This window comes from Bradyrhizobium sp. USDA 3256 (genome assembly GCF_054058275.1).
The window spans coordinates 6,874,585-6,886,393 of the sequence record NZ_JBSSAE010000002.1 but is presented as its reverse complement, the minus strand read 5'-3'; the positions used below and the strand labels follow the sequence as shown (position 1 = coordinate 6,886,393).

Annotated in this window: 11 protein-coding genes and 1 pseudogene; 10 read left to right on the top strand and 2 right to left on the bottom strand. The window is 65.7% G+C overall.

Features of this window, described 5'->3' with window-relative positions:
- Positions 1-12 precede the first annotated feature (12 nt).
- The 7 genes from ACVWY5_RS34455 (at position 13) to ACVWY5_RS34425 (ending at position 6,790) form a co-directional block, all read left to right on the top strand.
- Positions 13-447 (top strand): hypothetical protein, encoded by a 435-nt coding sequence (locus ACVWY5_RS34455; protein ID WP_028334773.1) that lies wholly within the window; start codon positions 13-15, stop codon positions 445-447.
- Between the two features lie 118 nt (positions 448-565).
- Positions 566-961, top strand: a complete 396-nt coding sequence (hisE, locus tag ACVWY5_RS34450) for a phosphoribosyl-ATP diphosphatase (RefSeq protein ID WP_028334774.1) — start codon at positions 566-568, stop codon at positions 959-961.
- Between the two features lie 69 nt (positions 962-1,030).
- Positions 1,031-1,612: a YqaA family protein gene (locus tag ACVWY5_RS34445; protein WP_028334775.1), complete on the top strand. Its 582-nt coding sequence runs from the start codon at positions 1,031-1,033 to the stop codon at positions 1,610-1,612.
- A gap of 54 nt (positions 1,613-1,666) precedes the next feature.
- The gene (locus ACVWY5_RS34440; RefSeq protein ID WP_028334776.1) at positions 1,667-2,263 is read left to right on the top strand and encodes a hypothetical protein; all 597 of its coding nucleotides are present in this window, start codon (positions 1,667-1,669) and stop codon (positions 2,261-2,263) included.
- A gap of 181 nt (positions 2,264-2,444) precedes the next feature.
- Entirely contained in the window at positions 2,445-3,416 is a 972-nt protein-coding gene (locus ACVWY5_RS34435) for an NAD(P)H-dependent flavin oxidoreductase (protein WP_028334777.1), read from the top strand.
- A 100-nt stretch (positions 3,417-3,516) separates the two neighbouring features.
- Positions 3,517-4,290: a thioesterase family protein gene (locus ACVWY5_RS34430; protein ID WP_028334778.1), complete on the top strand. Its 774-nt coding sequence runs from the start codon at positions 3,517-3,519 to the stop codon at positions 4,288-4,290.
- 373 nt (positions 4,291-4,663) lie between these two features.
- On the top strand, positions 4,664-6,790 hold the full coding sequence (locus ACVWY5_RS34425) for an ATP-binding protein (protein ID WP_028334779.1): 2,127 nt from the start codon (positions 4,664-4,666) through the stop codon (positions 6,788-6,790).
- A gap of 174 nt (positions 6,791-6,964) precedes the next feature.
- On the opposite strand, the gene ACVWY5_RS34420 is transcribed toward ACVWY5_RS34425, so the two are convergent.
- Positions 6,965-8,527: an AMP-binding protein gene (locus ACVWY5_RS34420; protein ID WP_028334780.1), complete on the bottom strand. Its 1,563-nt coding sequence runs from the start codon at positions 8,525-8,527 to the stop codon at positions 6,965-6,967.
- An 86-nt stretch (positions 8,528-8,613) separates the two neighbouring features.
- On the opposite strand from ACVWY5_RS34420, the pseudogene ACVWY5_RS34415 reads away from it, so the two are divergent.
- The 3 genes and pseudogenes from ACVWY5_RS34415 (at position 8,614) to ACVWY5_RS34405 (ending at position 11,013) form a co-directional block, all read left to right on the top strand.
- Positions 8,614-9,589 (top strand): annotated as a pseudogene (locus ACVWY5_RS34415) (NAD(P)H-dependent flavin oxidoreductase).
- A gap of 338 nt (positions 9,590-9,927) precedes the next feature.
- Entirely contained in the window at positions 9,928-10,170 is a 243-nt protein-coding gene (locus ACVWY5_RS34410) for a hypothetical protein (protein ID WP_028337105.1), read from the top strand.
- A 108-nt stretch (positions 10,171-10,278) separates the two neighbouring features.
- Entirely contained in the window at positions 10,279-11,013 is a 735-nt protein-coding gene (locus ACVWY5_RS34405; protein WP_028337104.1) for a hypothetical protein, read from the top strand.
- A 44-nt stretch (positions 11,014-11,057) separates the two neighbouring features.
- Here the strand turns inward: ACVWY5_RS34405 and ACVWY5_RS34400 are convergent, their stop codons facing one another.
- Positions 11,058-11,723 carry a class I SAM-dependent methyltransferase gene (locus ACVWY5_RS34400; RefSeq protein WP_028337103.1) on the bottom strand — a complete coding sequence of 222 codons (666 nt, stop codon included), beginning with the start codon at positions 11,721-11,723 and terminating at the stop codon, positions 11,058-11,060.
- Between the last annotated feature and the right edge of the window lie 86 nt (positions 11,724-11,809).

Here is an 11,809-nt window from a genome sequence, read left to right as displayed (position 1 = left end):
AGGATGACTGCAATGTTTGCGCGAAAAGGTGTTTTTTCGTCCATTGGCCGCGCAGCCACATTGGCAACGGTTGCCGCGGTGGCGTTGACGGCCGTTGAGCCGACGATAGCGTTCGCAGGCTCTGCTCATACAGGTAAGGCGACTGCTGTGACGACGTCACAAGGCACGAGCGGCGCGACCGACATCAGTGCCCGCCGTCGCTACTATGGCGGCGGTGGCGCCGCGGCTGCGGCTGCGTTCGCCGGGATCGTCGGCACGGGTCTCGCGATCGCCGCAGCCCAGAGCCGCCGCGACTATTACGACTCCTACGGCTACTATGGCGGCCCGGGTTACTACGGTGGTCCCGTCTACTATGGCGGCGGCCCGGTCTATTACGGCGGCGGACCGTACTATGGTTACCGCGGCTATTACGGGCGGCGGTCGCAACTGCCGTATCAGCCGTACTGACAGCCGTCGGCGGTTCTCAGAACTGTCACAAAGCATCCAATCCACCGGCCGCGGGCCGGTGGATTTTTTCGTCGTCGCCGTTAACACGCTGGCGACCCGTTTCGACTAGGCTCGAAGCATGAGTGATTCGATCGAGCGGCTTTACCAGGCGGTGATCGCGGCCAAGGATCTTGATCCGGCTACGTCGCGCACGGCACGGCTGTTCCAGCGCGGCCCGGCCAAGATGGCCAAGAAGCTCGCCGAGGAAGCGATCGAAGTCGTGATCGACGCCGTCAGCGGCAAGTCGGATGCCGTCATTCGCGAAAGCGCCGACCTGTTCTACAACCTCGCCGTTCTCTGGGCGTCGGCCGGCGTGAAGCCGGAGGATGTCTGGCGCGAGATGGAGCGGCGCGAACGGCTGCTCGGGATCGCCGAGAAGCTGCCGAAGTCGCCGGTCAAGGTGCCCAAACCCGCGCCGGTCCCGGTGGTTCGGCGCCGAATTGTCGCGCTGGAGAACCGGCTGCGCAAACGGTAGCCGTAAATCAACCAGATTCAGCTCAATCCCGGCATGGACAAATCCGCTCCATGATGGTTCATCGCGCCCATGTTGAAACGGACTTACGACTGGTGTGTCGAGGCGGCCGACAAGCCCTATGCGCTGTGGATTCTCGCGGCCGTCGCCTTCGCTGAGAGCTCCTTCTTCCCGATCCCTCCCGACATCATGCTGCTGCCGATGTCGCTGGCGCGGCCGAAGCGGGCATGGTGGTTCGCGGCGGTCTGCACGGTGGCGTCGGTCGCCGGCGGGGTGCTCGGCTATGCGATCGGCGCGCTGCTCTACGACTCGCTCGGGCAATGGCTGATCCATCTCTACGGCCTCTCCGACAAGGTCGACGCGTTCCGCGCCTCCTATGCCGAATGGGGCGCCGTGATCATCCTGCTGAAGGGACTGACGCCGATCCCCTACAAGCTCGTGACGATCACCTCGGGCTTTGCCGGCTACAACATCTGGCTGTTCATCCTGTGCTCGATCGTCGCCCGTGGCGGCCGCTTCTTCTTCGTCGCGGTGCTGCTCAATCGCTATGGCGATTTCATCCGCGCCGAGCTCGAGAAGCGGCTCGGCCTGTGGGTCGCGATCGGCGCGATCGTGCTGGTGCTGGGCTTTGTTGTCGCATTCAAGCTGATCTAGCGACCGACTGCTTGCGGCTTTGCCTGCGCGCGGCTTCGGGTTACGCTCAGCGCGATGGCTGATGGAATCGCGGACCTGCTCGATCCTGCCGGGCTCACGCTCGTCAGGCCCACGCGTGCAAAGGCGCGCATTGCGCTGTCGGGTCTTGTGCTGTCGGGTCTTGTGCTGTCGATGACGCTGGCGACCCTCGACCACAGCCGGGCCCAGACAGCGCCGCCGACGCCTGGCGTGCAGTCGCCGGCGCAGCAGCCGGTCCCGCCTTCGCAGCAGCAACAGATCGAGCTGCCGCCGGCGCCGGTCGAGCGCGAGAATCCCGGGCTGATCAATGAAATCGGAAAGCTGTTCGAGAAGTCGAGATCGACGCTGCCACCACTGAAGAGCCCAGGCGAGACCATCAACGATCTGTCGAACATCGCGCGCCCCTCGACGGTGGTGACCGGACGCGCGGCCTGCGTGGAAGCCTCGAACGGCGCGCCGGACTGCAAGATCGGCGCCGACCGGCTGTGCCAGAGCAAGGGGTTTCGGGAAGGCAGGGGCATCGATACCGACGCCTCCGAGAAATGCTCGCCGCTGGTCTATCTGCCGGGCCACAAGCGCGGCCCGAACGACTGCAGGACGGAAAATTTCGTGACACGGGCGGTCCGCCAGTAGCCACGGCGACGCTTGCCTCTGGGATGCCAGATGCTCACGGAAAACAAGGCGTCATGATGAGGATTTGTCATCCTTTTTGCAGCGCCAAAACGCAGTCCTTGACACTGGAAAGATTGCCTTGTTGGTATGACGGTCAGCATTCGAGACCAACCAACGACCAACACTTGAGGATCCGCTTCCAATGTCCATGCCTGCTCTGTTCAAGGGCCGCCTGTCTCTTCCCGTGATCGGGGCGCCGCTGTTCATCATCTCCGTGCCCGACCTCGTTATCGCGCAGTGCAAGGCCGGCGTGGTCGGCTCGTTTCCGGCGTTGAACGCGCGGCCGGCGGAACTGCTCGACGAGTGGCTGTACCGGATCAAGGAAGAGCTCGCCGCTTATGACAAGGCGCATCCGGAGCGGCCGTCGGCGCCGTTCGCGGTGAACCAGATCGTGCACAAGTCGAACAACCGGCTCGATCACGACATGGCGCTTTGCGAGAAGCACAAGGTGCCGATGATCATCTCCTCGCTCGGCGCGCGCGAGGAGCTCAACCAGGCGGTCCACGGCTGGGGCGGCATCGTCTTCCACGACGTGATCAACCAGAAGTTCGCGCACAAGGCGATCGAGAAGGGCGCCGACGGCCTGATCCTGGTCGCGGCCGGCGCCGGCGGTCATGCCGGAACGCTGTCGCCGTTCCCGTTCGTGGCGGAGACGCGGCAATGGTTCGACGGGCCGATCGCGCTGTCGGGCACCATCTCCAACGGCCGGGCCATCCGCGCCGCGCGCATCATCGGCGCTGACTTCGCCTATATCGGCTCGGCCTTCATCGCGACCAAGGAGGCGAACGCGGTCGAGGGCTACAAGAGCATGATCACCAATTCGTCCGCCGAGGACATCGTCTACTCCAACCTGTTCACCGGCGTGCATGGCAATTATCTGAAGCCGTCGATCGTCGCGGCTGGCATGGATCCGGAAAACCTGCCGACCTCCGATCCTTCCAAGATGAGCTTCGGCACCGATGCGTCCGGCGAGCGCGCCAAGCCGAAGGCCTGGAAGGAGATCTGGGGCTCCGGCCAGGGCGTCGGCAGCATCTCCAAGGTGGTGCCCGCGGCCGAACTGATTGGCCGGTTCAGGAAGGAATACGACGAAGCCGTCGATCCGGCGCTCGGCTGAAGCACGATGAGATCATGATGAATCATCATCGCGCTTCAGCCCTTCATTTCAGCATGTTTTCTTCGGAAAACCGCATCCCACTTTTTCGGATCATGCTGTGATGGAACCGATCTTTCGCGTCCACGGCGACCGCGTCGTCACCAGTCCTGACGCCGCGGGTCCGTGGGATCCGCGCATGCAGCATGGCTCCGCGCCGGCGGCGCTGGTGGTGTGGGCGGCCGAGGCCATTCCGACGCCGGTGCCGATGCGGATCGCGCGCGTCACCATCGACCTGATGCGCCCGGTGCCGGTGGCGCCGCTGACCGTGCAGAGCGAGATCCTGCGCGACGGCCGCAAGATCCAGCTCTGCGGCGTCAGGCTGCTTGCCGACGGCGTTCTCGTGGTTTCGGCCACCGTGCTCAAGATCAAGCAACAGACGGTCGAGTTGCCGCGGGACATCGCCGCGCTTGCCGTCGATCTGCCGGGCCCCGACGAAAGTATGATCGAGCCGGGCAATCTTGCAAACAGCCCGTTCGTGAAATGCATCTCGATGCGGGCCGCGCGTGGCCGCTTCGGCGTAATGGGACCTGGCGCGATCTGGTTCCGCGTCGACCGCCCGCTGATCGCGGGTGCCGCCGTCTCGCAGGCGATGCGGGCAGTGGTTGCCTCGGACTTCTCCAACGGCACCTCGCCGGCGCTCGATTTCAGCCAATGGACCTTCATCAACGCCGATCTCTCGGTGAGCCTGGCGCGCGAGCCGGTCGGCGACTGGATCCTGCTCGACGGCCAGTCCTGGATCGGGCCCGACGGCGCCGGGCTTGCAATGTCGCGGCTCGCCGATCAGCGTGGCTATTTCGGCCAGGCGGTCCAGAGCCTGGTCATCGAGCGGCGCTAGGACGCGCTGCGCTTCTTCCACCTCCCCTTGAAAAGGGGAGGTGGCCTTGCTCGCCACAGCAAAGCGGGTGGGGATCAGCTGACCCCAATCCCGATTTTCCCCCGTTTCAGGGGGAAGGCGAAGACCGATCACGTCTACTGTGCATGGGGTTGTTTCACCGATTCGCGGTGCGGGAGCCGCGCCAACCGGCTGCCCCTGCGGCAAAAATAACTGCGCTTCCCGGGAACGGTTGGGCGCACGTGCGAGTTTCGCTCCCGTTAGGGGGTCCCATGATGCGTATTGATCCCGCCGCCGGCATCGTGGCCATGGCCGTCCGGCGGTTGTGTGATGTGCCGGACGGTGTCGACGCCCGGCCGCCGCAGGGACAGACGCGATGAAGCCTGGTCCGTCCTCGGAACGCGCGGTCATCCTCGCCGCGAGCGAGCGGGACGCCGTCAAGACTGCCCACCTGATCAAGGAAGCCGGCTATTACGCCAACATCTGCGCTGATCTCGCCGAGCTCGAACGCCAGATCGCAAGCGGGGCGGGCCTTGCCATCATTGCCGACGAGGTGATCAGGGCCGCCGATCTCGCCGGTCTGACGCACTGGCTGAACGAGCAGCCGTCATGGTCGGACTTTCCTATCGTGCTGATCAGCGAGAAGGGGGGACCCGAGCGCAATCCCGAAGCAGCGCGGCTCGGCCGGGCGCTCGGCAATGTCACCTTCATCGAGCGGCCGTTTCATCCGACCACGCTGGTAAGCCTGGTCGCCGCGACGGTGCGCGGCCGCCGCCGCCAATACCAGACCCGTCAGATCCTCGAGGATCTGACCGAGAGCGAAGGTCTGCTGCAGACCGCGCTCAATGCGGGTCATCTCGGCGCGCTCGAGCTTCACCTGCCGGATTTCGAGCTCGAGGCGTCGCCGACCTGCAAGACCTATTTCGGGCGCAGGCCGGGCGATCCCTTCACCTATCAGGATCTCCTGGACGCGGTGCATCCCGACGACCGCGCCCGCCGGAGCGAGATCGTCGAACAAACCTTGCGCACCGGCTCGGATTATCAGATCGAATACCGCAACATCTGGCCCGACGGCACCGAGCACTGGGTTGACGTGCGCGCCCGTGCGGTGCGTCGGCCCGACGGCGGCATCCGCTCGCTGGTCGGCGTCTGCTCCGACATCAGCGCACGGAAGACCGCGGAGATCGAGCGCGAGGCATTGCTGGCGCAGCTTGCCGCCGAGCGCACCGCACTCGCCGAGCTCACCGCGACGCTGGAGCAGCGGGTCGAGCAGCGCACCGCCGACCTGATGAAGGAGGTCGCCGCGCGCGAGCGGGCGCAGGAACAGCTCCGCCATGCCCAGAAGATGGAGGCGATCGGCCAGCTCACCGGCGGCGTCGCGCACGACTTCAACAATCTGCTGATGGCGGTGATGGGCAATCTCGATCTGCTGCGCAAGCGCTTGCCGGAGGACCCACGCCTGCGTCGCCTGGTCGACGGCGCATTGCAGGGCGCCGAGCGCGGCGCGTCGTTGACGCAGCGGCTGCTGGCATTCGCGCGGCAGCAGGATCTGCGCGCGGTGCCGGTCGATCTCGGCGCGCTGGTGCGCGATATGAGCAATCTGCTCGAGCGCTCGCTCGGACCTCGCATCATGCTGCGGCTCGACATTCCCGAGGGGCTGCCGCTGGCCTGCGTCGACAGCAACCAGCTTGAGCTTGCGGTCCTCAACCTTGCGATCAATGCGCGCGACGCGATGCCGGATGGCGGCGTGATCGAGATCCGCCTCGCGGCCTGGCAGGCGAAGAATGATCCGACGCTGCAGCCTGGCGATTATTTGAAGCTCTCGGTGGTCGACAGCGGCACCGGCATGTCGCCGGACGTGCTGAAGCGCGCGATCGAGCCGTTCTTCTCGTCGAAGCCGGTGGGCAAGGGCACCGGGCTCGGCCTGTCGATGGTGCATGGACTCGCCGTGCAGCTCGGCGGCGAGCTGGAGCTGTCGAGCGCGGTCGGCAAGGGCACCACGGCTGCGCTGGTGCTGCCGGTTGCAACGGCGGTGCCGGAAGTCGAGAGCCCGGCGCCTGCGGCGCAGACGGTCAAGCGCTCGGCGGTGATCCTGCTGGTCGACGATGATCCGTTGATCGCGATGTCCACCATGGAAATGCTGGAGGACCTCGGTCACCGCGTGATTGGCGTCAATTCCGGACCGCAGGCGCTCGAAATCCTCAGGAGCGACCAGGAGATTGACCTGATGATGACCGATCACGTGATGCCCGGCATGACCGGCATCGAACTCGCCGCGGCTGCGCGCAAGGTGCGGCCGCAGCTTCTGGTGCTGCTCGCCACCGGCTATGCCGAACTGCCCGACGGCACCCAGGTCGACCTGCCGCGGCTGGCCAAGCCCTACCACCAGGATCAGCTGCGCGACCGGCTCGATCGGTTGCTCGGGCAGGGCGCCGGTCAGCAAACTGCTGCCGCCAGCGCCGATAGTCTCGCCACGCCTTCCACTCTGTCCCCGTCACCCTGAGGAACCGCGCTTGCGCGGCGTCTCGAAGGGCGACGGCTCGGCTGTCGCCGCGAGAGGAAAGTCGAGCGCTGGGAACTATTGGCCGTGCATCCTTCGAGACGACCGCTGCGCGGTCTCCTCAGCGACAAAGGCAAAGCCTTTGCGCGGGCACGACGGGATTGGGCTCGGTGAACCTCACCCCACCATGCGGTCGCGGCCGGTCCAGAAGCGGGCCTTCAGCACCTTCTTGTCGACCTTGCCGACGCCGGTCATCGGCAGCTCCTTGACGAACTGGATCTGCTTCGGCGCGTGCGCCGAGCCCTTCTTCGTCTTCACAAGGCTTATCAGCTCGTCGGCGTCGGGCACAGCGCCCTCGCGCGCGACCACGACGGCGGTGACGGCCTCGCCCCATTTGTCGTCGGGCACGCCGACCACCGCGACCATCGCGACGTCGGCATGTTGCGACAAGACATCTTCGATTTCGCGCGGGAAGATGTTGAAGCCGCCGGAGACGATCATGTCCTTCTTGCGGTCGAGGATGAACATGTAGCCGCGCTCGTCCATGCGCGCGATGTCGCCGGTGTGCAGCCAGCCGCTCTTCAGCGTCTCCGCCGTGGTGTCGGGCCGCTTCCAGTATTCGGCCATCACATGCGTGGCGCGCACGCCGATCTCGCCGGGCTCGCCGGTCGCGACCTCCCGGTCGTCTTGATCGAGGATCTTGACCTGGCAGGCGGCGATCGGGAAGCCGCAGGACAGGAACAGGTCCGGCGTCTTCGGGTCATGATCGGCCTTGCGCAGCACCGAGACCGGGTAGCATTCGGTCTGGCCGTAAAGCTGGGAGAACACCGGGCCAATCCGCTCGATGCCTTCGACCAGCCGGCTCGGCGACATCGCGGACGCGCCGTAGAGCAGGAGCTCGAGCGAGGAGAGGTCGGTCTTGTCGAGCGCGGGATGATCCAGCATCACATAGATCATGGTCGGCACGAACAGCGTGAAGTTGATCTTCTCGCGCGCGATGGTCGTGAACACGGCCTCCGGATCGAACCCTTTCAGCATGTGCACGGTGCCGCCGCGCATCAGCGTCGGCAGCACTTTTGTACCCGCGACATGGCTGATCGGCGCCACCGTGAGATAGCGCGGCGTCTCCGGGATCTCGAAGTCGGCGAGGATCGCCGCGGCGAAGCCGCCATATTCGCGGTGATAGCGCAGCGCGCCCTTGGATTTGCCGGTCGTGCCGCCGGTGTAGTTCAAGGTCGAGATGTCGTCGGCGCGGGCGAAATTCTTCGCCGTTGCGCTGCCGGCGTCCTCGGCCACCTGCAACAGGTCGGCGCCGTAATCCGCCGGGCCGAGCGTGAACACGGTCTTCAGGCCCTGTGCCTTCGCCGTGAGCTCGCCGCCGCGATCGCGAAACGTGATGCCGTCGACGATCAGCATCTGCGCTTCGGAATCCTCGATCTGGAACAGCTGGTCGTCGAGCGAGCCCAGCGGATGCAGCCAGGTGATCGCGAGCCGCGACAATTGCGCGGCGACGCCGGCGCACCAGCTGTCTGCGCGGTTGGCGGTGAGCAGCGCGACGCGGGTGCCGGGCGCAAAGCCGAGCCGCATGAACACGCTCTGCATGCGTCCGATCAGGTCGGTCGCGCCCTGATAGCTGAGCGAGCCGCCCGGCCATGCGAAGGCGGTGCGCGATGGATAGCGCGCCAGCGCCCGCAAGGTCTGTTCGCACACCGCCGGAAATGCATAGAGCGGATTGCTCATCTGGTTGTCCCTCCCGCCTTTGTCTTTGGCTTTTGTCGTGCCAATGTTGCGCCAAAGCTAACACAATGATGTAGGGAAGAAGCAACTTGTCCGCCGATCCTCTCGCGCATTTTCGCGGTCGCCTGCGGCTGCCGCTGATTGCAGCACCAATGTTCTTGGTCTCCGGTGTCGAGCTGGTGGTAGCCGCCTGCCGCAACGGCGTAATCGGTTCGTTTCCGACGGTGAATTGCCGTGAGACGGAACAGCTCGATGCCTGGCTCGGCGACATCGCGCGCCGCCTGCAGGCGCATGCCGATGCAAGCGGCCAAGCAGCCGCGCCGATTTGCCCGAACCTGATCGTGCATCGCTCCAACACACGGCTGGCCCAGGATCTCGCCGTGCTGCTGCGGCACAAGCCCGAGCTTGTGATCACCTCGGTCGGCTCGCCCGCGCCGGTGCTTGGCCCTCTGCACGATGCCGGCGCGCTGGTGTTCGCCGACGTCGCCTCGATCCGCCATGCCGAGCGCGCGGTCGCAGCCGGCGCCGACGGGCTCGTGCTGCTCACTGCGGGTGCGGGCGGGCAGACCGGCTGGCTCAATCCGTTCGTGTTCGTTCGCGCGGTGCGCGGCTTCTTCGATGGACCGATCGTGCTTGCCGGCGGCATCGGCGACGGCCACGCGCTCCGCGCCGCAGAGGCGCTCGGCTGCGACCTCGCCTATATGGGCACCAAGTTCATCGCGACGCGCGAGAGCATGGCGGACGGCAGGTACAAGCAGATGCTGGTCGACTCCACCGCCGACGACATCATGCTCACGACGGCGTTCACCGCGCCTGCAGACCAACATGCTGCGGCCCTCGATCGAGGCCGCCGGTCTCGATCCCGACGACCTGCCGGCACGCGGCGCGATCGACATCGGCAAGGACATCGACATCGGCGCCCGCGAAAGCCGCCCCAAACGCTGGCGCGATATCTGGAGCGGCGGTCATTCCACCTCAGGGGTGACCGGGGTGCTCGGCGTCGACGAACTCGTGGCGCAGACGATCGCGGAGTATGAGGCGGCAAGCGCGCGGGTGCGGCTCTAGTGTCCCGAATCCGAAGTTCGCATCATTTGCCGCACCTTCGGAGCGAACTTCGGATTCGATAAGGACACTAGCAAACTTATGATTCTAGTGTGCTTTATGAATGCGAAGTTCGTGAAAGTGGCTGCCGCGAAATCGCACGAACTTCGCATTCAGCACACTAGAGTCGCTGCTTTGACGCGTTCCCTTCGCGCCAACCGTTGCTCGAAAGCGCGCTGGTTCGCGAAATAGCAGCACTCAAATCCCGCCAATCCGCTTAACGCGGCATTAACCATGCCAGTCCCAACAATAGCGTCACGGGTCGCCACGGCTGGTCGCCCGGCAGTTTGTGGGAATGCGACATGGCCTTTGAGGCGCTCTCCAAGACCCCGGCATCGCTCGACGAGCTCCGGACCCGGGTGTTTTACGCCCTGCAGCGGCATCCGCTGTGCCGTCAGGTCGAATTCGACATTGTCAGCACGCCGCGCACCCGCCGGACCAACTGGACGGTCAGCATGCACTCGGTCCAGCCCGGCGCGCTCTGGACGGCGCATGAGATCGTGGCCGACATCCAGGAAGCCTATGAGCTCGACGTCGCGGCCTGATTTTCCGGCCGTTTCGGGACAATTTCACCTATTTGGCGTCGTCACGGCACGGTACCGCCGCATTTCGCGCGCAGTTTGCGGTGACACCGGCCGGCAATGGAGTAGTTTTTGACCAGAGCCATCACCCTCGCCGCGCTGACATGCTTCCTCCTCGCGGGCGCCGCGGTAACAGCCATTTTGGGCCGTGACAGCCTGCCGGCGGCGCAGGCCGACATTGGACCGGTCGCCAACCGTGCCAGCAAGCAGGACAAGCTCGCCGTCACGACGCTTGCGGCGGCCTCGTTTGAGGCGCCCCAGCCGATTGAACCTCCCGCCAATCCGTCTCCGCTCCTGTTGCGGGCGCAAGCCGCGATTCCGGGCGCGACTGACACGGTGCGCCAGGCCTATGCCTCCGTCGAGCCGACCGATGTCGGCCTGCCGAAGATCACCGACCCCGTCGATGCGGCTCAGCCGAAGATTGCCGAGCCCGCACCCGCGCCGGTCGTCGCCCCGGCGCCGCCGAAGCCTAAGGCGACCGCCAAGCCGGCGCCGCAGAAGAGCTACGCGCTGCTGAGCGACGCCCAGATCGCCGGCATCAAGGACCGGCTGAAGCTGTCGTCGTCGCAGGAATATTACTGGCCGGCGGTCGAGACCGCGTTGCGCGCCGTCGCCCGCAAGATCCACGCCAAGCGCCAGGGCGATCCCGCATCCGGCAGCATGCCGATCGATCCGGACTCCGAGGAGGTCCAGCAGCTGAAGTCGGCGGCGATGCCGCTGCTGTTCCAGCTCCGCGAGGATCAGAAGAACGAGGTCCGTTCGCTGGCGCGCCTGATTGGTCTGGAACGCGTCGCTGCGATGATCTGAGCGGCAGGGTCCGGCCGCGTCGAACCCGCGCTTCGATATTCGCTTCAGGCGAGCCGCATCGACAGCTCGACGTCTCCGTTGAACGGCACCGAGGTGTAGCCGTTGGCCGGCGCGCGCACGCGCGCCAGATAGTCAGGGCTGTCATCGGCGTTGTCGGCGACGACGAAGGCGCCCGGCTTCAGACGGCTCTCCACAAGATCGAGGATATCGGGATAGAGCGCCTTGGCGCCGTCGAGCAGCACGAGGTCGATCGTATCGGGCAGACCCGTGCGCAGCGTCTGGAGTGCATCGCCCTCACGGATCTCGACAAGGTCATAGAGCCCGCCGGCGACGAGATTGTCCCGCGCACGCGCCACCTTGGACGATTCGAACTCGCTGGTGGTCAGGCGCCCGCCGCCATTGTCGCGCAGCGCGGCGGCAAGGTGCAGCGTCGAGATGCCGAATGACGTGCCGAACTCGACGATATTCCGCGCACGGCTGCCGCGCGCCAGCATGTAGAGCAGCGCGCCGGTCTCGCGCGAGACCGCGAGCGGCACATTGCTGAGCCGGCCGTACAGCGCGCGGTAGTCGGTCTTGCTCCGCATCAGGCGCGCCTGGTCCGCGTCGGAAAGGTCGGCCACCGCGAGCCGGGTTTCCTCCACCGCGGCCGAGGCTTGCGCGAACAGGCGCTCGAGCAGGTCCGCGAGCGCAGGTGAAATGAGGGTGGTCATGTCGATCTCCGGTGTGAAAGCGGCGCTCCTTGCGCCTCGCCACAAATACGAATAATTATTCGCATTCGCTAATCGCATTCCCCAGG